This window comes from Lonsdalea britannica (assembly GCF_002111595.1).
Classification (GTDB): Bacteria; Pseudomonadota; Gammaproteobacteria; order Enterobacterales; family Enterobacteriaceae; genus Lonsdalea; species Lonsdalea britannica.
On sequence record NZ_LUTN01000018.1, the window covers coordinates 15,321 to 38,659 of the forward strand.

Sequence of the window (23,339 nt, forward strand, 5' to 3'; positions counted from 1 at the left end):
GATCACACGTTGATTCGAATAGAACTGCCGGTGTTGGTTGAACGGCTCAATCCGATTTGTCGACACATGCTGGAAGAGGCTGCGGCCCTGTGTGTGAATTGCCAGGGCGCGGAAATCCGGGTCGAGCACCTGCTGCTGAAAATGTTGGACACGCCGCTCAGCGATATGCGCCAGATCCTCAAGCGCGCCGAGGTGGATGTGGATGAGCTGACGCAGCTGCTCCAGCCGTCCGGCGTCGATAAAGAGTACGATCAGGGCTATCCCTCGTTCTCGCCGCTGCTGATTGAGTGGCTGCAGGACAGCTGGCTGCTGGCGTCCGCCGAGATGCAACACGCGACGCTGCGCAGCGGCGTGCTGCTGCTGGTCCTGCTGATGACCCCCAATCGCTACCTCGCCGGTGCGGTCACGCGATCGCTGGCGAAGGTCAACCGGGAACTGCTGCGTCAGCAGTTCGACGAGTGGGTGAAAGACTCTGCGGAAACGGACGTGTCGTCGACGACCGGCGGCACCGCGGGAGGCGCGGCATCTGCGCCTCAGGGTGATGCGTCGCTGCTGGCTCGCTTTACCGACAACGTCACCGAACAGGCCCGCGCGGGCAAACTGGACCCGGTGCTGTGCCGCGATAAAGAGATCGATCTGATGATCGATATCCTGTCGCGCCGTCGCAAAAACAACCCCATCGTGGTGGGGGAAGCGGGCGTCGGTAAAAGCGCGCTGATCGAAGGTCTGGCGCTGCGCATCGTGGCGGATCAGGTGCCTGAGAAAATGCGCAACGTCGAGCTGCTATCGCTGGATTTAGGCGCGATGCAGGCGGGCGCCGCCGTGAAAGGCGAGTTCGAAAAACGATTCAAAGGCGTGATGCAGGAGGTGAAAACCTCGCCTCAGCCGATCATTCTGTTCATTGACGAAGCTCACACGCTGATCGGCGCGGGCAATCAGGCGGGCGGGCTGGACGTGTCCAACCTGATCAAACCGGCGCTGGCGCGCGGCGAACTGCGCACCATCGCGGCAACGACCTGGAGCGAATACAAAAAATACGTCGAAAAGGACGCCGCGCTGTCGCGCCGTTTCCAGATGGTCAAAGTGGGCGAGCCGAACGCGGAAGAAGCCACCGTGATCCTGCGCGGTCTGCGCAGCATTTATGAGAAAGCGCACGGCGTTCTGATCGACGAAGCGGCGCTGCATGCCGCCGCTCAGCTGTCTGAGCGCTATATCTCGGGTCGTCAGCTGCCGGATAAAGCCATCGACGTGCTGGATACCGCCTGCGCGCGCGTCGCCATCAACCTGACCACGCCGCCGCGCGCTATCAGCCATTTGCAGAATCAGTTGCACCAGCGCGAGCAGGAAATTCTTCAGCTTGAGCGGCAGACCCGTATCGGTCTGGGCGACAACGCAGAGCGACTGGCGTCGCTGCGCGAGGCTCAACAGGACGATGAAGCGTCGCTGACTGCGGCGAATACCGACTGGCAAGCTCAGCAGGCGTTGGTGAGTCAGGTGATCGAACTGCGCGCGGCGCTGTTGGCCGACGAGCTGGCGGATGAAGTGACGCTGGGCGAGGAAACCCTGTCGCTGGCGGATGCCGCGCAGCGTCTGGCCGAGCGCGAACAGGCGCTGGCCGCCTTGCAGGAAGACGCCATTCTGGTCTCCGCGCATGTCGATAAATCACAGGTCGCCGCCGTGATCGCCGAATGGACCGGCGTACCGCTGAACCGTATTTCGCAGGGCGAACTGGATGTCGTCACCCAGCTGCCGACGCACCTCGGCGCGAATATCAAAGGGCAGGATCTGGCCATTGCCCAGTTGCACAAACATCTGCTGACCGCGCGTGCGGATTTGCGTCGTCCCGGCCGTCCGCTGGGCGCGTTCCTGTTGGTCGGCCCGAGCGGCGTCGGCAAGACCGAAACCGTCTTGCAGATCGCCGACCTCATGTTCGGCGGGCGCAACTATCTGACCACCATCAACATGTCGGAATATCAGGAGAAACACACCGTGTCTCGCCTGATCGGCTCGCCTCCGGGCTACGTTGGCTTCGGCGAAGGCGGCATTCTGACGGAAGCCATCCGCCAGAAACCGTACTCGGTCGTGCTGCTGGACGAAGTCGAAAAAGCGCATCCTGACGTGTTGAACCTGTTCTATCAGCCTTCGACAAAGGGGAGCTGGCGGATGGCGAAGGTCGGCTGATCGACTGTAAGAACGTCGTCTTCTTCCTGACGTCCAACCTGGGCTTCCAGACCATCGTGGATTACGCCGACCGGCAGGACGATCTGCTGGATGCGCTCTATCCCGAACTGGCGGGCTTCTTCAAACCGGCGCTGCTGGCGCGTATGGAAGTCATTCCTTACCTGCCGCTGGCGCAGGATACGCTGGTCGATATCGTCCACGGCAAGCTGTCGCGTCTGGTCAATCTGCTGAAAGCGCGCTTCGGCGCCGACGTGGTGATCGACGACGACGTGCCGGTAGAGATCTTGCGGTTGGCTAACCGCAGCGAAAACGGCGCGCGCATGCTGGAGTCCGTGATCGACGGTCACCTGTTGCCGCCGGTATCGTTGCAACTGCTGCAACGTATCTCCGCAGGCGATGCCATTGCGCGCATCCGCTTCAGCGTGAATGACGGCCAGTTTGTTTCAGAGGTGGAGGGCTGACTATGCAGCAAGCCCTCGAATTCGCGCTTTCGCTGACCCGGCCTCGCGATGAGGCCGAACTCTGCGACTGGTTGCTGGAGACCCTGCGGGATCGCTGGCAGCCGAGCGGCGCTCTTCTGGGATTGGTGGATATCAGCGGGCGGCAGTTAACCTGCGAGGGATGGATTCACGGCAAACCGGTGTCGTTGACGCTGGATGTCGGTGACTTCAGCCATCCCCTGGCCTACGTGCTGCACAAAAACCAGGTGAGAACCTGGGACTCTCTGTATGGCGGCGCGCGCGTCGAGCACGCGGCGTTTCGCGGACTGCTGGCGGAAGCGGGGCGCAGTGCGGTCTGCACGCCTTGCCGGTCAACGGCGAGAACGGCAAATCCGTCGGCGTTCTGGCGCTGTTCGACAGCGGCGCCAGGCTGCGGGAGTGGCATGAGAAAGATGAACTGCCGCTGCTGGCGCGCATTTTCACGCATCAGCTTGCTCTGTTGCGGGATTTGGGCCGCAGCCGCCGCGAGCAGACCGTGCTGCGCGACTCACTGCGTCAGATCAAAGGGGAAGGGGAGCTTCAGCGACAGCAAGATAAGCTGCTGGAAACCTCGCTTATTGGTCAGTCGACGGCGATCCGACGGCTGCATCAGCAGATTGCTCAGGCCGCGCATCACCATCTGTCGGTGCTGATCCAGGGCGAAACCGGCGCGGGTAAAGATGTGGTGGCGCGTCTGCTGCATCAGTGTTCGGTTCGCGCTGACAAACCGTTTATCGCTATCAACTGCGCCGCGATCCCCGAAAATCTGATTGAAAGCGAGCTGTTCGGCTACCAGAAAGGGGCTTTTTCCGGCGCGCAGAGTAATAAAGACGGGTTGGTGGCGCAGGCCAACGGCGGGACGCTGTTCCTGGATGAGGTCGGCGACATGCCGATGATCATGCAGGCCAAGCTGCTGCGCGTGCTGGAAACGCATGCCTTCCGGCCGCTGGGCGGCGATAAAGAGTGCCACTCCGACTTTCGCATCATTGCGGCGACGCATCAGCCGCTGGAGCAGTATGTCAGCGAAGGGCGCTTTCGGCAGGATCTGTATCACCGCCTCTGCCAGTGCGCGATCCAGGTTTCTCCGCTGCGGGAACGGCCGGATGACATCGCGCTGCTCTGCGATCATTTCATTGCGCAGTTCGGTCGTCAGGAAGGCAAAACGTTCAGCGCGCTGCCGCGCATCGTTCTCAAACACCTGATCGATTATGACTTCCCCGGCAACGTTCGCGAACTCAAGAACCTGCTGGAAGTCGCCTGCGCCAATACCCCGGCGGGACAGGCAATTACGCTGGACGTGTTGCCCCCGGAGCTGAAAACGCGCCTCGACAACGCGCGCATCGTGTTGGAAGACGGCTACAACCATATCCGGGATTTGCGTCTGGCTACGCAGCAGTATGAAGCGGCGGTGATCGCCGAGCGTATGCGCTATTTCCAGGGAAATCGCTTACTGGTAGCGGAAAGTCTCAACATTCCAAAGCGGACGTTGGACCACAAGTGCCAGAAGCTGGAGGTGAATTGATGAGTATTTTATCCCTGTTGCCGCTGCTGGTGTCGGCGACGACCGCGCCCGATCCCCACTGGGAGCGGTTGTTGCAGCAGTGCAGTCAGGAAACCGTGCCGCAGGTGAGGTTGGCCTGCTACGACGCCATCGGCAGAACGTCGGCCCCGTCTTCCGGCGCGTCTGAGCGTCCGGCGGCGGACTGGCACACTCTTGGCGCGAATAACGCGGGTCGCGACGGGTTTGTTCTGAATCGTGACGAGGCCTCGGACAGTCAGACGCTGACGCGCCGCGCCGTTGAGGGCGGCACGTTGACCATCTCCTGCTCCAGCGCCATTACGCATTTGCGCTTACAGCTCGATAACGCGTGGCCGGGAGAGCAAATTCAGGCGCGCATCGACGGCGAACCGACGGCGGACAACTGGTTTGTCCGCAACCGTGGGATGCTGCTGGAGTTCGGTCGCGGTCTGCCTGCCATCGAAGAGCTTAAACGCTGGATCGGCCATCGCGAGCTGCTGTTGTCGGACGATCGCGGCAGAACGGTGCAGGTCGATCTCTCCGGTCTGGGCGACGCCCTGAAGCCGCTACGTCAGCAATGTCGGTGGTAGGAGAACAGGTCATGGCAATCCACTCTCATCCCTCGTGTCAGCGGCTGCTGACGCCTCTGCCGGTAGACCGGGTCAGCGGCGCGGTTCCGGCGGACGATCCTCTCTGGGAAGACGTCGAAACCGAGATGGTGAAGCTGGGCTCGCTTGCCCACAGCCAGGTGGATATTAACGCGGTGGCGGAGCAGTGCCTCACGCTGCTCGAAACGCGGACCAAAGACATGCGCGTTCTCGTCCAGCTGCTGCGCTGTTTACAGCATCCGGCGAAAGCGACGCCGTTCGCGACGGCATTGATGCTGCTGGACGACTGGGTGAATGTTTACTGGACGACGGCTTGGCCGCAGAACACGTTGCAGAAAACCCGGTTGATGACGCAGGCCGCCAAGCGTTTCGACAGCGTGCTGCCGCGCGTCGCCGAAAGTGCCTCGGTCGCCGAGTTAAGCCAGCTGTCGACGCTGTCGGAGCAGTTCGCTCAGCGCTGGTCCGCCGTCGCGCCGGGCAACGCGCTGTTTGACGATTTGACGGTCAGTCTGCGCCGCGCTCAGAGCCGTCGCGCTGAGCAGGTCAAGGCGAATGAGCCGCCGCCGCGCGCGCAGGCGACCGCCAGCGTTGCATCGTCTTCGTCCAGTCAGGCGGAGCCGAAGCCGTCGGTGGACATCAACCACTCGGACGATCGCGCCTGGCGGCAAACGCAGCTCAAGGTGGCGGAACTGTTGGTGGAACAGCAAGCGGATACCCCGGTGGGATACCGTCTGCGCCGTCACGCCATCTGGTCCGGCATCACCACGCCGCCGTTGACGTCGAAAGGCAATGCCACGCAGCTGGCCCCCATGTCGGCGGATATGGTGGACGACTATAAGGCGGCAATGGGGCAGGCGGACAACGCGCTGTGGGCGCGCGTCGAGCAGAGTCTGGTCTTGGCGCCGTACTGGTTTGAAGGGCACATGTTGTCGGCGCAGATCGCCGCTCAGCTCGGCTGTCACGCGGCGGCCTCGGCCATCGCCGATGAGCTGCATGCCTTTCTGACGCGTTTGCCGACTCTGCGCGAACTCACGTTCAACGATGGTACGCCGTTCCTGACCGACGCCTGCCGGGAATGGGTGGATGCCGGGCAGGCGAACAGCGAGTCGTCCGGGCAGTCCGACGATCTGGCGAGCGAGGCGGCGAAATGTCGGGCGGAAAAAGGCCTGAATGCCGCCATGACGTTGCTGGATAAGAAAATGGCCAAGATGAAAGAGCCCCGAGGCCGCTTTTACGCCCAGCTGATCTTAGCGGATCTGCTGGCGGAGGAAGGAATGAAGACGTTAGCAACACAGCATTACCACGCTTTGTGGCAAGAAACCCAGCGATTGGGACTGTCGCAGTGGGAGCCGGGACTGGTTAGCCGCCTTGAGCGCTTTGCAACCTCGTGGTCAAAATAAGACATTCGGAGTGAATGGTCACTTATGTTTAAAACAATCATTACCTTTTTGCGGCAACAGCTGCCGAAGCTAAAGCTCTCCTGGGTCATGCTGGGGATCGTGCTCTGGATTGTCGTGTTGGCGCTGGCCTGGTGGCTTGGCCCGCGACTGCATGTATTCGACACGCGGCCGCTGGATACGATCTGGTCACGCATCGTCTTCACGCTATTGTGGCTCTGGCTGGGTTTCAGCATCAGCGCCTGGCGGCTGTGGCGTCGCGTACGCCATATCCGGGCGGAGCAACAAAAACAGAAGATCGCCGAACACGATCCTCAACAGATCTTCGTCGACAAACAGCAGGCGTTTCTGGATCGCTGGCTGCTGGCGCTGCGCGAACATCTGGGGGCGGGCATTCTCTACAAGATGCCGTGGTACCTGACGATCGGTCTGCCGGGCAGCGGTAAAAGCAGCCTGATTCACCGCGCCAACGAGGCGAACAAGCTCAACCCGCATCTGGATGCCGAACTGCGAGACTTCGCCGCGGGTCAGGAAGTGGACTGCTGGGTAGGCGAAAGCGCGATTATCTTCGATCCCGATGGTCAGATGATGGCGCCGTCGAATCCCGATCTGGCACCGGTCGAACGCAAACATGAACGTCTGTGGACGCATTTGCTGAAATGGCTGAGCGAAAATCGTAAGCGTCAGCCGCTGAACGGTCTGGTGCTGACGCTGGATCTGGCCTGGCTGTCGCATGCCAGCGTGCCGGAACGTAAAGCCTACGCGCAGCTGATCCGCGGACGCATTCAGGAAATCGCCACCACGCTGAATACCCGGCTGCCGATCTATGTCGCGCTCACCAAGCTGGATATGCTGCGCGGCTTTGACATCGCCTACCGTCAGTTGGATAAGGAAACGCGTCAGTCCATCCTCGGGGTGACCTTCGATCTGAAAGGCAGCGCCGGTAAAGGCTGGCAGGAAGAGCTGGATGCGTTCTGGGACAAATGGGTGTCCGCGCTGAACGACAATCTGCCTGACAACATGCTCTCCAATCTCACCAGCGAACAACGCAGCGCGCTGTTCAGCTTCACGCGTCAGCTGGCCGGGTTGAAAGACTACGTCGAAGAGATCCTTGCCGACGCGATTACGCCGGAAGAGTACAAACCGCTGTTGGTGCGCGGCGTTTACGCGTGTTCCGTTTATCAGCAGGGCGTGCCGTTCGATGCCTTCGCGCAGGCGGCGACCTTCCGCTATCAGCTGCCGGAGCCGGTCAATTCCGCTCTGAAAGGCGAATCCAACACCTTCTTCGTGAAACGCCTGTTCTCCGGCGTCATCTTCCCCGAAGCGCATCTGGCCGGGGAAAACCGCCTGCACAGCCTTTATCGCCGCCGCCGTATCGGCATCGGTATGGGGTGCATGGGCGTACTCGCCGCGCTGCTGGTGATTGGCTGGCATCACTACTATCGGCTGAACGAAGAAGCCGGGCGCAATGTGCTGAACAAGGCGCAGGCGTTTACGGACACCACCGAGCTGGCGGGACAGCAGAACCAAAGCTTCGGTTTTGGACAACTGCCGCGTCTTAACCTGATTCGCGAAGCCACGCTGTCGTTCGGTGACTATCGCGAGAAAACGCCGGTACTGTCGGAAATGGGGCTGTATCAGGGCGATAAGATCGGTCCTTTCGTAGAAGGCACCTATCTGCAACTCCTGAGCCAGCGTTTCCTGCCGGCGGTCATGCAGGGATTGCAGGACGATCTGAATCAGGCTCCCAAAGGCAGCGAGCAGAAGCTGGCGATCCTGCGCATTATGCGGATGATCGATGATGCGTCCGGCCGCAACAAATCGGTGGTCGAGCAGTACATGGGACAGCGTTGGCAGCGGGCGTTCCCCGGTCAGGGCAAGGTGCAGGAACATCTGATGCAGCACCTGGACTATGCGCTGGAGCACACCGACTGGCATCAGGCCCGTCAGCAGAAAGATGCGCAGGCGATCGCCGCCTTCGAACCGTTCCGGATGCCTATCGCCGACGCGCAGCGCGAGCTGAGTAAACTGCCGATGTTCCAACGCATCTACCAGAGTTTGGTGACCAAATCGGTCGACGTGCTGCCGCCGGATATGATGATGCGCGATGAAGTCGGGCCGGTGTTCGATACCGTCTTCACGCTGCGCAATGACAAAGCGGGCGCGGTGCCGCGGCTGCTGACCAATGCGGGCTTCAGCGAATATTTCGTCAAACAGGATAAGACGCTGTTCGATCTGGCCGCGCTGGATGCGTGGGTGCTGGGCCAGCGTGAGAAAGTCTATCTGAGCGACGAAGACCGCAGGGAGATCCAGCGTCAGGTCAACGATCGCTATATCACCGACTACGTCAACCAGTGGCAGAAAGTGCTGGCGGGTCTGGACGTGCAGCCGCTGGAAACGCCGGAGCAGGCGCTGGATGTGCTGACGGCCATCACCGGTAACGATCAGCCTTTCCAACGCGTGATCGCGGCACTGAACGACAATACCCGCGCCCGCAAGCTGTCGGATAACGACCACGATCCGGCGCAGGTCATGAATGCGCGTATTAGCCGTACGTTTATGACTACCAACTCGACGTTGAGCGGTCGTGGCGATCAGGTCGCCTTGATCCAGGAAGTGAATCAGAAGCTGACGGAGTTCTACCACAGTCTGGAGCAGATCGTGAATGCGGGCGATCCGGGTCAGGCGGCGCTCAAGGCGATGCAGCTGCGTCAGACCAACCGCTTCGCCGATCCGGCCTTCGCTCTGCAACAGTACGCGCGCAGCCTGCCGACGCCGCTGGATCGCTGGGTCGGGCAGATCGCCGAGCAGAGTTCGCATCTGGTGATGGATCTGGCGATGTCTTCGCTGAATCAGGAATGGCAGGACAAAGTGGTGACGCCGTTCAACGATCAGCTGGCGGATCGCTACCCGTTCAATCCTGAGTCCGACAAGGATGTGGCGCTGTCGGAAATGGAGCGCTTCTTTGCTCCCGGCGGCACGCTGGACAGCTTCTATCAGGCTAACCTGAAGTCCATCCTGAACGAAGGACAGGGAAGCGGCGACGTGAACACGACCTTGCAGACCGAGCTGGTCAAGCAGTTGGAGCGCGCCGATCGCATCCGCAAAACCCTGTTCAATGCGCAGGGCGGGCTGGAGGTGCACTTCGTGCTGGAGCCTATCGAGTTGACCGCGAACAAACGTCGCAGCGTACTGAATCTCGACGGACAGCTGTTGGAGTACTCCCACGGCCGTCGTCAGAAAACGCCGCTGGTCTGGCCGAACAACATGCGCGACGGTGCGGAAAGCAAAATCACGCTGGTGCCGGACAACCGCGAACGTTCGCCTCGTAGCCTGAGCTATATCGGACCGTGGGCGATGTTCCGCCTGATCAATACGGGCGAGTTGAGGCAGGTCAACGACAACACGTTCGACGTGCAGTTCGCCGTCGATCAGGGAACGATGTCCTATCGCGTTTACACCGACGCCAGCCATAACCCGTTCGCCGGTGGTCTGTTCAGCCAGTTCCAACTGCCTGAATCACTGTATTAATGTTTGAGGGGGCGCTGGCGCCCCCGTTGAATGGATTTCATCACTATGCAAGACGCACAGCAGGCTCTGACGGTCGGTCGCGATCCGCGAATGCTGCCCGAATACGAAACATTACGCATCGAAATCAATAAGCTGAGCCACGCATCCCGGCCGGAAGTCGACTGGGCCTTAATCCATCGAATGGCGGGTATCATTTTTGAAAAGCACGGCGTGGATTTGCAGACCGCCGTGTATTTCGTCCTCGCGCGGTCACGGTTGCAGGGGCTGAATGGTTTTACCGAAGGCTGCGAGTTTCTCGCCAACCTGATTGTGACCCAGTGGGACAACTTTTGGCCGCCGGTGCATCAGGATCGCGCTCGCATCGAAATGATCGACTGGTTTATCGCCCGCGTCAGCGATGTGATCCGGGGTTATGCCATCAGTCAGGAAGATCGTCGGCTGATTTATCGCTGCGAACGTTCGCTACAGCTGATCAGCGAGAAGCTGCACAACGTTGGTCTGAGCCGCGTTCCGCGTATCGAAAATCTGGTTCACTTCATCGAGGGCTATACCCATTTGTTCGATGAGACGGAGATCGTGATCGTCTCCGACGATCAGGAGATCAGAAAGCAGGACATGCAGATCCCGCCGATGGTGTACTTCAAGTCGGACGGCGATGGCTCGACGAACGCAGGCGATCAGCAGGCGCTGCCGACCGGCAGCATTCTGGTCGGGAGAGAAAAAGGCGAGGTCAAACCGACCGTGCTGAAGATCGAAGCGCGACGCAAGCATAAACCGGCGTGGTTCTGGTTTGCCTGCGGGCTGCTGAGCTGTGCGCTGCCCGTTGCGGCGGTCTTTGGCTGGCACGTGATGCAGGAGCGTAAAAACGCTGCGGTCGAGCTGCTGATGCAGCCTGCTCAGGCGTTGCCAAACATCCTCGATTACAACGATATCCGCCAGGTGCGCATCTCGCTGGGCGAACAGACGTTACAGGGAATGGAAGGGCGGGTCATCGCGCGTTATCAGGCCCAGCTGGATCAGATCAAACATGCCTCGCCGCTCTCGGTCTATCAATACGGCGAGAACCTGAAAAACTCGTTACAGATGCTTTATCCCGACTCGCTGGCCGTCAAAGAGATGGGACGTCAGTGGCAGGAGTCGCTCACGTTGCGTCAGGACGTCCCGGCGTCGTCACCCGCCTATCTGGACGCTCAGGCTCGCGTGGACGGTATGCTGAAGCAGCTGCAGGAACTGGAGCAGCAGCGTAAAACGGTCAGCATCTCCTACCTGAAATCCCAGTTTTACGAGATCCAGAAAAACCTGCTTTCCGGTACGCCGTTCACCCTGAGGCTGAAGCAGCTGGAAACCCAGAAAGCGGAACGAGGCACGGTCAATCCCGGCGAGCTGGAGCGGATGGAAAATGAGCTGGATGCGCTGAGTATCCGGCTATTCAAACTCAAGCAGAAAAATACGGGCAGCTGACGGCCCACAGGCATTGAGGCCGCGTCTCTTGCGTACCGCGTGGCGGACGCCGGGCGCGGCGATCTATTGACGGTAAAAGCGAAATGATGATGCGTAAAACAGCGGTTCTACTCCTGACGGCAGGGTGTCTTACGGCGTGCGGCACCCCGGTGTCGTCGCTGTCCGAGCAAGACCTGACGCGCGTCGCCTCCGAGGGCAACGGGACGGCGCAATATCAGCTGGCGAGACGACTGGCCGCCAAACCGGACTATCCGGCTGCGATGCGCTGGATGCAGAAGGCGGCGGAGCAGGAGGGGCGACTGAGCGCGAGCAGCGACCTGCGCGGGACGGCGGCGCTACAGGTCGCCGACTGGTATCAGCAGGGACTGGGCGAACCCAAAAATATTCCGTTGGCCGAACGCTGGTGGCACAAATCGGCGTATTTCGGCAATAGCGAGGCCAACTATCGTCTGGGGATGCAGTGCAAATTACGGCATCAAAACAAGCTGGCGCCGGAATGTATGGACGAGTTTGAAGCGGCCGCCGGTCAGCGTCATGCGGGAGCTCAGCTTGAGATGGCGGAGTGGTACGCGGCGCATCCGGACTCCGCCAAAGAGGCGATCCGCTGGTTCGAACGTTCGGCCGAACAGGGCAACCGGGACGCGCAGTATCAGCTGGCGCAACGCTATGAGAAAGGGCAGGGCGTGACGCAGCGCGGCGACATGGCTGAGCGCGGGTACTACAAAGCGGCGCAGGCAGGACAGCCGCAGGCGCAGTGCTGGATGGCGCAACACACGCAAGGCCAGGAGTCGATCGAGTGGTATCGCAAGTCCGCGGAGGGCGGCGAACCGCAGGCTCAGCTGTGGTTGGGCATGGCGTATTTGACCGGCGATAAATTGCCGCTTGATAAAGCGCGGGGAGAAACGTTGCTGCAAAAGGCGGCGGCGGGCGGCTCGGCGGAAGCCAACTACCAGCTTGGCGTTCTGTCGCCGAATGCGGACCAAAAAGTGAAGTACTTCCAGATCGCCTCGTCTAAAGGTTTCCTGAAAGCGCAGTATGAGCTGGGTCTTTACTACCAGCAGTCGGGGGATCTTGTGCATGCTCGCGCCGAATTCGCTAAAGCGGCGGCGCAGGGCGACGTACAGGCGCAGCTCGCTTATGGCGAGATGCTGCGTCTGGGATTGGGCGGCAAAGAGGACTACACCGAGGCTGTGAAGCAGTATCGGCAGGCGTCTGCCGCCAACAACCGCATGGCGCAGTACCGTATGGGCACGATGCGACAGGAAGGACTGGGCGTGCCGCGCAACCGTATTCATGCTTACGCCTGGTTCTCGCTGGCGGCGACTGAAGGCATGGTGAACGCGATGAATGCCCGTAACGCGCTCGAAGAGGGGATGCAGCCGGATGAGGTGAAGGCGGCGCAGAAGCTGGCGATGCACTGGTCCTCCGGCAAAGGCATGACCCGCGAGCAGGACAACCAGTAATCTTTCCTCACGATGTGAACGACAGCGCGTCAGTCCCCGGCAAAGCCGGGGGCGGCGCGTTTTTCGTCATGCATTAAAACCGATGGCGGCTCTGTGTCGCGATAACCGATGACTCCCCGGAGCGAGCGTATTCTGAGCCGGATAGCCTATGCTGCAACGTCGGCCTCTGTCGTGAATATCGCTTCCCCATTCAACCCATCCGGGCCGTTTCCGGACTCACTTCACCCGACGCAGACACTGCTGGCGTCGCTCATCCACCCGTTTGGCGAACCATGCCGTGGTCAGTTTACGGGTGATCTTGGGGCTTTCCAGCGAGATCCCCGGCAGCATTTCACGCGGCGCTTTGCCGCTCGCCGAGCGATCCGCCAGCGCATAGACGTTTCGGTAAAGGTCGGTTTTTTCGAAGGCCGCGGTATCGCCTTTCTCCAGATCTCGGCGGATCGCGCTGTCGCTCAGTTTCAGGCGTTTCCCGAGGGAGCGCACCGCCAGTTCGGTGGCGCCGGCCTTGTTTGACCCGTAGTTAATCAGATCGCCATCCCGCGCCAGCGAAATGCCGCTCAGGCGGCTCACCACCTGTTGAAACGCCGCGTTGCGACTGGCATACCAGCCTGCGTTAAAGTCGGCGAAGCGATAAATCGACTGCGTGTAGCTGGCGGGATAGCCCAGCAAATGCATGATGCCGAAGTACATGCCTCCGCGACGGCTGAAGACTTCCCGACGCACGGTGCCGTCGATGGGATAGGGGTAGCCGTTGGCGTGGGCCTCGGCGAACGCGATGCTGACCTGCATCGGCCCGCCGGTGCGTACCGGGTTGAGACGGCCAAACAGCTGCTGCCCCATTGGCACCATGTCGATGAAGTCGTCAAAGATCGCGCTCAGCTCTTTCTCGCTGCGGACTTTGTCCAAACGCTCGCTATAGGTTTTGCCATTGGGCGAGGTGATCGACAGCGCCGTGCGCACCAGGAACGCCGGAATATGCAGCGGTTCGGCGCGACGGTTAATCTCCTGCCAGGCGATTTTTGATAAGCCGGGCACCTGTGGGTCGGCTTTGAACGTCGATTCCTGTTCGGTGACGGCGATAACGGAACACAGGTTTTCCGGGCTTGGGTCAAGCTGCTGCGCGGTGAAGGCGGCGGCGGTATCTTCCGCCCAGCCTGTCGATCGCTCACGTTGGGAGGCATCAGCGTCAGCAGCTGCGCACGGATATCCGCCGGACGCGGCGCAGGCGTTTTGGCGACTTTCTCGGCGCAGCCCGCCAGCGCCAGTACGGCGAGCAGGCCCAGCATATGCAGTGGGGAACGAAACGAAAAACGGTGCAGATTCGGCATGTTATCTCGGGTTAGCGGCTAAAGGGCTGACATGACGTTAGCGCAGCGGGCGGCGATGATCCAGCGCGACGCACGCATGCTTTTTTTCGTTCGGCCTGGCATAGTTGGCGTTACGCGTAACTTCATACACTCACGATCTGATGGAATGCCCATGGCTGCTACCCAACCCTGGACTCGGGACCAACTGCTGGTCGCCTTCACGCTGTATAGTCAATTGCCGTTCGGCAAGCTGCATTCGCGCAATCCGGACATTATCCGTTACGCCGCCCTGCTGAATCGGACCCCTTCGGCGTTGGCGATGAAGCTGGTCAATCTGGCGAGTCTCGATCCCTTTATCATCGACTCCGGACGGACCGGCCTGCGCGGGGCATCCAAGGCCGACCGTGCGCTGTGGCAGGAGATGAACGGCGATCCGGTGCGTTTCGAACAGCAGTGTGAGCAGGCCGTGGCGAGTCTCACTTCGCCGACGATCACCTCACAGGCGCAGGAAGTAGAAGCGGCGGAAGATTTTCGCGGTGGGGAGCGTTTGACGTCAGTGAAAACGCGCATCGGCCAACAGCTGTTCCGCAAGCGTGTGCTCGGGGCTTACGGCGAACGCTGTTGCGTCACCGGTCTGGACGAACCGATGCTGCTGGTGGCCAGCCATATTCGACCGTGGAAAACGGCGGAGGAGCACCGGTTGAATCCCAGCAACGGCCTGTGCCTGTCCAATCTGCACGACAAAGCCTTCGATACCGGGCTGATCACCTTTAACGAGGCATTAGAGCTACAGCTTTCTCCCCGAATCAAAAAACTAAAAAAGCCCGGTCAGCGAGATCTACTTCGCACAGTACGAGGGGCAGTCTCTCCGTCTTCCGAGTGAATTCCCGCCGGACATGGCGCAAATGGCCTACCATCGCCAGCATATCTTTCAGGCGAAGGGATAATTCTAAGGAGCGGGTCGAAGTCGCTCTATAAAGGGGGGGCTCGACTGGGCGGCAGTGAGATGAGTGGGTACTGTGGCCTGCGCCGGGCATTATGTATAATCCCCGCCTTGCCGTTCATTCCCCGGAGCCTGATATGACTTACCGCGTTGTCTTCATTGATGACCATTACATCGTGCGTTCAGGATTTGTGCAGCTGTTGGCGCTGGAAGAGGATATCGACGTCGTGGGCGAGTTCAGCTCGGCCGCCGAAGCGCGCAAGGGATTGCCGGGGCTACAAGCGCATATCTGTATTTGCGATATCTCTATGCCTGATGAAAGCGGGCTGGATCTGCTGGCCGACCTGCCCTACGGGCTGGCGGTGATTATGCTGTCGATGCACGATAACCCGGCGATGGTCGAGCTGGCGCTGGAGCGGGGCGCGCGCGGATTTCTGTCCAAACGTTGTCATCCGGAAGATCTGGTGACGGCGGTGCGCACGGTGGGTCAGGGCGGCGTCTATCTGATGCCGGAGATCGCCCGCCAGCTGACGCGCTCGCAGGTCGACCCGTTGACGCGTCGCGAAGGCGAAGTCGCCATGCTGCTGGCGCAGGGACACGACGTGCGCGAGGTCGCGTTGCAGCTGGGACTATCCCCGAAGACCGTACACGTTCATCGCGCCAACCTGTTCGCCAAACTGGGCGTCAACAATAACGTCGAGCTGGCGCAGCGCATGTTGGGGTACTGATGCAGCGCGTCATTTTTGCCGTTTCCATTTTCTTCCTCTATGCCGCCGCCTGGTTTTGCCTGTGGGGGATCGGCACCGCGCTGGTCGCCAACCCGCTGGAAGCCGTGATGTTGTTCCCCTTCGGCCTGCGGGTCGGTGTGCTGCTGCAAACGCCGCGTCGATGCTGGAGCGGGATCTTGTTCGCGGAAGCCGTGATGCTGTGGGTGCTGTATCAGCAGTTTGGCGCGAGCGCTGAACTGTGGGCGCTGCTGTGCACGTTGCCGGCGTGTCTGGCGCTATTACGGTTAACGGCCGGGTGGCTACAGCGCTCCTTGCAGAGTGAAGCGGAGTGGCGGTGGCCGTTGCAACAGGGTGCCGTCGTCGTACTGGCGGCGGCGTTGCAGGCGGTGATTTGGTCGCTGGTGATGGGCGCGGCTCCCGTGCAACCGCTGCTGCTGGGGTTGAGCGGCGGACTGACGGTCGCGCCGACCTGTCTGCTTATCTGGCAATATTTGTCCCGGCAGCGCTGGGCGCCGCTGGAGCCGGGGTTGATCCATCAGCCGTTGAATATGCGGTTATATCATCTGGGCGGATATCTGGTGTTGTTCGCTTTTAGCGTCTGGTTGCAGCGTCAGGCCGATGACGTTGAACTGCGGCGCTTCGCGCCGTTTTGTCTGGCGATCCCGATTGTTTTCATGTCCTACCGTTATGGCTGGCAGGGCGCGCTGTTGGCGACCTTGCTCAACGGCGTGGTGCTGATTGCGTCCGAACCCCACGGCATGGGCCCCCATCGCGATCTGCTGTTGTCGCTGCTGGCGCAGAGTTTGACCGGTATGCTGTTGGGCGCGGGCATTGAACGTCAACGTCACCTGAATCATCAGCTGGCGCTCCGGCTGGAAGAGAATCGACGACTGGCCCGTTCGCTGGTGACGGCGGAAGAGGACACCCGGCGTAAGATCGCCCGCGAGCTGCATGACGAGGTTGGGCAGACCATCACTGTAATCCGTACCCACTCCGGCATTATCCGCAAACTGACGCAGGAGCCTCGGGTGCTCTCCAGCGCATCGGCGATCGAGTCCTACGCCCTGCGGGTGTATGACGGTATTCACGATCTGCTGGCGCAGCTGTGGCCCGCCGCGCTCAGTACGCTTTCCCTGTCTGGGGCGTTGGCGGCGCTGCTACGCGATCTGGTGCCGCCCGATCAGGGATTACGACCTCGCTGGACTGGCAAATCCCGGACGCGCATCTCGACGATACGCTGAAGATCATTCTTTATCGGTTGTGTCAGGAAGGCGTGACCAACGCATGCCGTCATGCGGAGGCGACGCATATCGGCGTGAGCGGTCAGTTGAATGCGGCCGGGCAGTACTGCGTCAGTATTCAGGATAACGGGCGGGGCGTGGACGTGGAGAGCGTCAAACCGGGCTACGGGCTGCGCGGAATTCAAGATCGCGTACGCGCCATCGGCGGCGAATGCGCTCTGCGTAACGAAGGCGGAACGCGTCTGGTTGTGATCCTCCCCGCAATTTTCGGAAAAAATACCCAAAACTAGGAAAAAGTCTTAGTTTCTATGCGCCATTGGCTTGGTCGGATCAAGCGCGCGCGAGGCACCATAAGCGCCACTAACGCTACAGCAGTATAACGAGGTTTTCATGTGGTTCATTTTAAAAAGCCGTCCTGACGCCCCTCAGGTGAAGGACAGCGCCCAGATCGATGCCGCCTATAAATATTGGCGCATTCAATTGATGTGGGTCATGTATGTCGCTATGCCGCGTTCTATTTCACACGCAAGAGCTTCAACTTCATCATGCCCGCCATGGTGGCCGACTTGGGTCTGAGCATGTCGGACATCGGTATTCTGGGCACGCTGTTCTATATCACTTACGGCTGCTCCAAATTTATCTCCGGGATGATCAGCGACCGCTCCAATCCGCGCTACTTCATGGGGATTGGCCTGATTATGACCGGTGTTATCAACATCGTCTTCGGCCTGAGCTCCTCTTTGCTGGTGTTCGGCGCGCTGTGGATGATTAACGCCTTCTTCCAGGGTTGGGGATGGCCGCCGTGCTCCAAGATTTTGACCAGCTGGTACTCCCGCTCTGAGCGCGGAAGATGGTGGGCGATCTGGAACACCTCTCATAACTTCGGTGGCGCGCTGATCCCGCTGTTGGTGGGCTTTATTTCCCTGCACTTCAACTGGCGTTACGGCATGATCATCCCTGGTATCATCGGGATTACGCTGGGTCTGCTGCTGTGCTGGAGACTGCGCGACAAGCCGAACACGATGGGCCTGCCTAGCGTCGGTCAATGGCGTAACGACGAAATGGAGCTGGTGCAGGAGTCTGAAGGTCAGGGCCTCACCAACCGTCAGATCATCAAGCGCTACGTGCTGACCAACAAGTACATCTGGCTGCTGGCGGTGTCCTACGTGCTGGTGTACATCGTCCGTACGGCGTTGAATGACTGGGGTAACCTTTACCTGACGCAGGAGAAAGGCTACTCCCTGATGACGGCCAACTCGGCGCTGGCGCTGTTCGAAGTGGGCGGATTTATCGGTTCACTGGTCGCAGGCTGGGGTTCTGACAAACTGTTCCACGGCAACCGTGGTCCGATGAACCTGATTTTCGCCATTGGTATCTTCCTGTCCGTGGCCGCGCTGTGGTTGATGCCGGGCATCAGCTACGTGCTGCAAGCCGGCTGCTTCTTCGCTATCGGCTTCTTCATCTTTGGTCCGCAGATGCTGATCGGCATGGCGGCGGCAGAGTGTTCTCATAAAGATGCTGCTGGCGCGGCGACCGGTTTTGTCGGCCTGTTCGCCTATCTGGGCGCGGCGTTGTCCGGTTACCCGGTGGCGCAGGTGGTTGAAAAATGGCACTGGTCAGGTTTCTTCGTCGTGATCTCCATCGCGGCCTGCCTGTCCGCGCTGTTCCTGCTGCCGTTCCTGCGTGCGCAGAATCAGGATAACGTGAAAAAAACGGCCTGATCCGAGCGGTCGATTGACCGCCGACGCCTTCGAGACGGCATCTGACCCAAGTCGATGTCGTCACGGAGGGCGGTGATGAGGGAATGGCGTCATCCCCTCTCGCCGAGCTTATCTAAACCGCCGTCGACAGCCTGTCGCCAACGGATGATACAGCGCCCTCGTAGAGAAATGGTATTGCGGTTGCCGCTCCATTGTCTTCTGCGGGGGCGCTGTTTTACGTTCTGGGGAAGTCCTGACGTCTGTCCCCTAAGCGACCGACTTCCCCGTCCTCAATACCCTCGATATTACGATTTTCTCACTGTGCGGCGTCAGCGCACGGCGTCACAGCGTGATAGCGAAAATGGGCGGGGAAAATGGCGCGCCGGAGTTTTACCGCGCGCCTTGCCGATCAGTGATGCAGGCGGATTTGTTGCAGGGTGGTGAAGAGGCGTTTTTTATCGCCGACGCTCAGTTTTTTATCCGTAAGCGACTGAGAGAACTGCGCATAGGACAGTCGATGCAGACTGCCGTCCTGCTGCAACATGACGGTAATTTGTTGCAGCAACTGCGTGTTGATATCGATTAAACGGGCTCGAACTGTGTCCAGCGGAAGCGGTTGATAGTTCAGCTCGGGAGAGGAGAGCCAGTCCGCGCGGTAGCGATACTGAATCGCCTTGGCGGCATCCATCTGCGCTTGAACGAACGGCGCGGTGGAAGCGCAATCCAGCCCATCTTTCTCCGCCTGACGCAGGCTAACTTCAAGCACGTTGTGCTCCTGCCCTGAGTCCTCGATGGGGCGCTGATGCGCCATTTTATCGGCGGCGACATCCTTCATGTAGCTGAGTCGTTGATTGATAAGATCGGCGACCGGCGATGTGCCTGCGGCGATGGCGTTGCAACAAAACACGAGGGTGAGAAGCATCGTTTTCCGTAACATGGTAGCTCCTTGTTAGAGATAGGGGATATGTCTATCCGGGTGAGGTCCATGCGCTCGTCACGATGAGCCTCTGACGCTATTCGGTCTGCGATGACGAGATATGTGCATGTTGCTGCATTTTACGCATTCCCAGCACGATCCCCAACCCCGAGAGCAAAGAGATCACCACGGCAATGTACATAAAGTCCTGAATAGGCAGGTGATAATGTTCAGCGATAAACAGAAACAGCCACATGAACGGCAGGATGGACTGATTTAGCATGACGATCAGCGAAGAGGCGCCAGCCAGTTGTCGTGAAGGGATCAGGGTAATACGCAGCGTACGCATGACGTTATCGGTGAAGACTTTTCCGGCAATGCACAGCGAGTAAAAGGTGATAAACGGTATCAGTCTGTCCATCGTATGGGAGAGCGCAAGCGATGACAGCGTGATGATGAGAATGCCGAGCGTCAGCTGTCCCTCCTTGCTAACACGTCGCATCCCGGTGCCGTAGATACCTGTCGTGACCATGCCGGCGGCACCCGCAAAAATCTGAACCAGTCCGAAATATTCAATGGGCAGCGCCATTTTTGTCTCGATAATAGCGGGACCACTGGAAGCCATTAATCCAGCGAAGAAATTATTTCCCGCCGCCAGAAATAACATCAAAATAATAAGTGGACTTTTTAATAGGTTCCAAGAAGGCATTAAATTTTGAGTGGCGACCGTTGTAGATTTTGTGGCGAGAGTGAGGTGTTGAGTTGTCAGAAAATAATAGGCATTGATTAAATAACCGGTGGCGGCAATAAATAAAATCGTCATGTAGCCTGAGTCATAAAATAATATGCCGAGCAACGGGCCGATAACACAGCCTAATAAATCCGCACGGGTCAGCAAGTTGGCATCTTTATTCACATTCCGACTGAAGGTGGCAATCAGTTTCTCGAACGCCAGGGTGGTTTGTGCATTGCCCGCGGATACGACGGTGCCGAACACCCCCGCGCAAAGGGATAACATCAGTGGGTCCCGTGTGAAGTGCAGCACCAGGCACAGTAGCAGGCAGGCCAACGCTTTGACCGCATCCGAGGCAATGGAAAGCGTACGCACGCCCCAGCGGTCGATGCCGGCTCCCAGCAACGGGGTCAGTACAATCCTGGGCAGCCACCACAGGGCGTAGGCGAGCCCCGAATAGGTCAGACTTTGGGTTTCCGCATAGACCAGTATGGGGATCAAAAATACCATCAGGCCGTCTGCAATAAAGACTAAAGAAACAAAAAAAAGCGGGATAGGATTCATGTATAACTTCATCCTGAATAATATTACGGTCGTTTTTTAAATTAAAAAATTTTTATTAAAACGCCCATAGAGGGAATCCGTGCCGAAGCGTAATGATAAATAAGCCTAAAGCCTATTGATGCACCAATATAATGATGTGGCTGACATAAAGTAAACCCTAATCTATTTTTTCCCGATTTATGTCAATTCGTGCAGGGATAATTTGCGGACTTATTATTTTAACGGTTTCGCTCAACGGTTGCGTTTGAACCGGCGAAGTCTGGGTAGGTAGCCCAGGCCGCCTGAACGGCCCGGGTTGTAGGAGCATGTAAAACGCTGCACCACACGTACAGCATGAAACTTCATCGCATTACAGCGGCCACTGTGCCAGACGAATGCCGCGTTGCGTCGCCTCTTCGCGGAACTCGAGCAGCATGTTTTTGACGTCCGCATCAATGTAGTCCGCATTGTCATGCTCGACGATAACCACGCTATGAGACGGGATCTTGTTGAGCAGCGACTGAAGATGCGGGTTGTGGACGAACGTCAGGTTCTTCTGGAAGCGCAGCACGAAATGGTTGCCGTAGCGGGTGAGCTGCAGCGCATTACGGTGGCTCTTATAGCTGCTGATGGCGAGCTGAGCGGCTATCCCCAACCCAATCCCCGCGAGCATGCCGAATACGATGATCCCGGCGATGGTGATGATGAACGGAGCAAACTGCTGCCAGCCATTCTTCCACTGAGAGACAAACAGGGCCGGAGCAGCCAGCTTGTATCCGGTATATAGCAGTACGGCCGCGAGGCTGGCCAGAGGAATGATGTTCAACAACTGGCTCATGTAACGCACGCTGAGCAGCAGTAAGACGGCGTGCAACAGGATGGCGATTTTGCTGCGCGCGCCTGCGTTAACGTTGACGGAACTGCGCACGATGACCGCCGTGATGGGCAGACCGCCGACAAAACCGCTGAGCAAATTCCCGACGCCCTGCGCCCGCAGCTCTTTATCCGGCGATGGCGGCGGAGTCTGCGGCTTGATTTTCTTCAGGGCTTCCTGACTGAGCAGCGTTTCCAGACTGGCGACCAGCGCCAGCGTGACGGCGACGACGTAAACGGTGGGGTTGTTCCAAACCTGCCAGTCAGGACGGATGGCTTCAGCCGCCAACTGGCCGAGATTTTCGAAGGATGGAAGCTGAATGCGCGGCAGCGTGGTGGCGAAATCGGCAACAACGCGATCGCCAAAAAGCGCGCACAGTCCGCCAAAGAGAACGGCGACCAGCGGTCCGGGGAACCAGCTCAAGATTTTGTGCTGTTTGATGGCGGGATGGTCCCAACACCATAGCAGTAGTAGTCCCGAGAGAGCGACAAAAGGCGCGCTAAACGAGGGCAGCAGGGAAGGATCGCGCCATAGCGAACTCATCTGCTCTGCATCCGGAAAACCCAATGCCAGCGGGATCTGCTGCATGATCAACAGGAGGCCGATGGCGGCTAGCATACCGCGGATCACACTGCTGGGAACCACTGAAATGAAACGTCCAATGCGGGCCATGCCCATCAGGTATTGCAGCACGCCGGAGAGCATGATGGCGAACAGCAGAGCGGCGAACGAACCCAGCGACTCAATGGCCCCGGACACAATCGTGACCAGTCCTGCGGCCGGGCCGCTGACGGCATAGCGCGACGGGCTGAGCAGCGTGACCACCAGACCGCCGATGACGCCGGTTACCAGGCCGACAAAGGGGGGGAGCCCGCTGGCCTGCGCAATGCCCAGACAGAGCGGCAGCGCGACAAGAAAGACGACAATACCGGCGGGGATATCTTGGCGAAGCGTTGAGAGGTTCATGCGGCGCCCTCCCCGTGACTCTGGTGAATCAACTCCTTCAGATGACCGTTATGCAGGTCGTAGACGCAGCCAAACACGCTCAGTTCCATGCCGTCTTCCCAGGCTTTGACTACCGGCGGCGCATGGACCAACCGGGTGAACTGCTCGCGCACGTTGGCTTCGACCAGCCGGTTTCTCTGTTCATCCGGCGTTTCCTCTCTTCCCTGACCTACGTGATCAGACAGATGGGGGAGCAGCGTCGAACGCAGGGATGTGATCCGTCGAGACAGCGCAGAGTTTTCCTGATCCAGCGCCATCGTCGGTAATTCGATGGCCGCCTGAACGCCGCCGCAGCAGTAGTGGCCGCACAGTACGATGCGCGAGACGCGGAGGTATTCAAGGGCGTATTGCAGCACGCTCATGAAGTTATCGTCCTCGTGGCTTACCATGTTGGCTATGTTGCGATGCACGAACAGTTCACCGGGGCTGGAGCCCGTCAGGACTTCGGCGGGAACGCGGCTGTCTGAACAGCCGATCCATAGCGAGTGTGGCTTCTGCACCGAAACATGCTGTTTGAAGTAGTGGGGGTGCCGTTGGCGGCGTTGCAGCGCCCAACTGCGATTTTTGGCGAGCAAGGGTTTCAAAGTCGTCAAAATAGGTCTCTCCTGTGAAAAAAATTGAATGTCAGTTGAGCTTGTGGACACGCGTTAACTTTCCCCAGTAATACATACCTCGAAAATGAAAAGCATGGGGCGAATGACTGATTATGG

The 23,339-nt window shown here is 59.2% G+C and carries 10 protein-coding genes and 6 pseudogenes; 11 read left to right on the forward strand and 5 right to left on the reverse strand.

Annotated features, from left to right (window positions below):
* Positions 1–9: 9 nt before the first annotated feature.
* The 7 genes and pseudogenes from tssH to AU509_RS14285 all read left to right on the forward strand — a co-directional run bounded on the left by tssH (position 10) and on the right by AU509_RS14285 (position 12,639).
* A pseudogene (gene tssH, locus AU509_RS14255) lies at positions 10–2,642 on the forward strand (type VI secretion system ATPase TssH).
* A 2-nt stretch (positions 2,643–2,644) separates the two neighbouring features.
* Positions 2,645–4,182: pseudogene (locus AU509_RS14260) on the forward strand (sigma-54 interaction domain-containing protein).
* Positions 4,182–4,769 carry a type VI secretion system-associated protein VasI gene (gene vasI, locus AU509_RS14265; RefSeq protein ID WP_085652797.1) on the forward strand — a complete coding sequence of 196 codons (588 nt, stop codon included), beginning with the start codon at positions 4,182–4,184 and terminating at the stop codon, positions 4,767–4,769. The pseudogene AU509_RS14260 and the gene vasI overlap by 1 nt, the downstream one beginning before the upstream one ends.
* 11 nt (positions 4,770–4,780) lie before the next feature.
* The gene (gene tssA / locus AU509_RS14270) at positions 4,781–6,187 is read left to right on the forward strand and encodes a type VI secretion system protein TssA (protein WP_457920374.1); all 1,407 of its coding nucleotides are present in this window, start codon (positions 4,781–4,783) and stop codon (positions 6,185–6,187) included.
* A gap of 24 nt (positions 6,188–6,211) precedes the next feature.
* Positions 6,212–9,715 (forward strand): type VI secretion system membrane subunit TssM, encoded by a 3,504-nt coding sequence (tssM, locus tag AU509_RS14275; RefSeq protein WP_094118656.1) that lies wholly within the window; start codon positions 6,212–6,214, stop codon positions 9,713–9,715.
* A 45-nt stretch (positions 9,716–9,760) separates the two neighbouring features.
* Positions 9,761–11,176 carry a VasL domain-containing protein gene (locus tag AU509_RS14280; protein WP_094118684.1) on the forward strand — a complete coding sequence of 472 codons (1,416 nt, stop codon included), beginning with the start codon at positions 9,761–9,763 and terminating at the stop codon, positions 11,174–11,176.
* Between the two features lie 83 nt (positions 11,177–11,259).
* Complete coding sequence (locus tag AU509_RS14285) at positions 11,260–12,639, forward strand: tetratricopeptide repeat protein (protein ID WP_244201010.1); 1,380 nt, start codon at positions 11,260–11,262, stop codon at positions 12,637–12,639.
* Positions 12,640–12,855: 216 nt separating this feature from the next.
* On the opposite strand, the pseudogene AU509_RS14290 reads toward AU509_RS14285, so the two are convergent.
* Positions 12,856–13,967, reverse strand: a pseudogene (locus AU509_RS14290) (DUF1615 domain-containing protein).
* Positions 13,968–14,118: 151 nt separating this feature from the next.
* Here AU509_RS14290 and AU509_RS14295 point away from each other — a divergent pair.
* From AU509_RS14295 to uhpC, 4 genes and pseudogenes are all read left to right on the forward strand, one after another.
* Positions 14,119–14,893 (forward strand): annotated as a pseudogene (locus AU509_RS14295) (HNH endonuclease).
* A gap of 133 nt (positions 14,894–15,026) precedes the next feature.
* A complete protein-coding gene (uhpA, locus tag AU509_RS14300) occupies positions 15,027–15,617 on the forward strand; it encodes a transcriptional regulator UhpA (RefSeq protein WP_085652801.1) in 591 nt (196 codons plus the stop codon).
* Positions 15,617–17,148: pseudogene (gene uhpB, locus AU509_RS14305) on the forward strand (signal transduction histidine-protein kinase/phosphatase UhpB). Before uhpA ends, uhpB begins: the two are co-directional and overlap by 1 nt.
* Before the next feature lie 100 nt (positions 17,149–17,248).
* A pseudogene (gene uhpC, locus AU509_RS14310) lies at positions 17,249–18,579 on the forward strand (MFS transporter family glucose-6-phosphate receptor UhpC).
* 388 nt (positions 18,580–18,967) lie between these two features.
* On the opposite strand, the gene AU509_RS14315 reads toward uhpC, so the two are convergent.
* From AU509_RS14315 to AU509_RS14330, 4 genes are all read right to left on the reverse strand, one after another.
* Positions 18,968–19,495, reverse strand: coding sequence for a chorismate mutase (locus AU509_RS14315; protein ID WP_094118657.1), 528 nt, complete (start codon positions 19,493–19,495; stop codon positions 18,968–18,970).
* Positions 19,496–19,571: 76 nt separating this feature from the next.
* Positions 19,572–20,771 carry an MFS transporter gene (locus AU509_RS14320; protein WP_085652805.1) on the reverse strand — a complete coding sequence of 400 codons (1,200 nt, stop codon included), beginning with the start codon at positions 20,769–20,771 and terminating at the stop codon, positions 19,572–19,574.
* Positions 20,772–21,120: 349 nt separating this feature from the next.
* A complete protein-coding gene (locus AU509_RS14325; RefSeq protein WP_085652806.1) occupies positions 21,121–22,590 on the reverse strand; it encodes a SulP family inorganic anion transporter in 1,470 nt (489 codons plus the stop codon).
* Entirely contained in the window at positions 22,587–23,222 is a 636-nt protein-coding gene (locus AU509_RS14330; RefSeq protein WP_085652807.1) for a carbonic anhydrase, read from the reverse strand. The genes AU509_RS14325 and AU509_RS14330 overlap by 4 nt, the downstream gene beginning before the upstream one ends.
* Between the last annotated feature and the right edge of the window lie 117 nt (positions 23,223–23,339).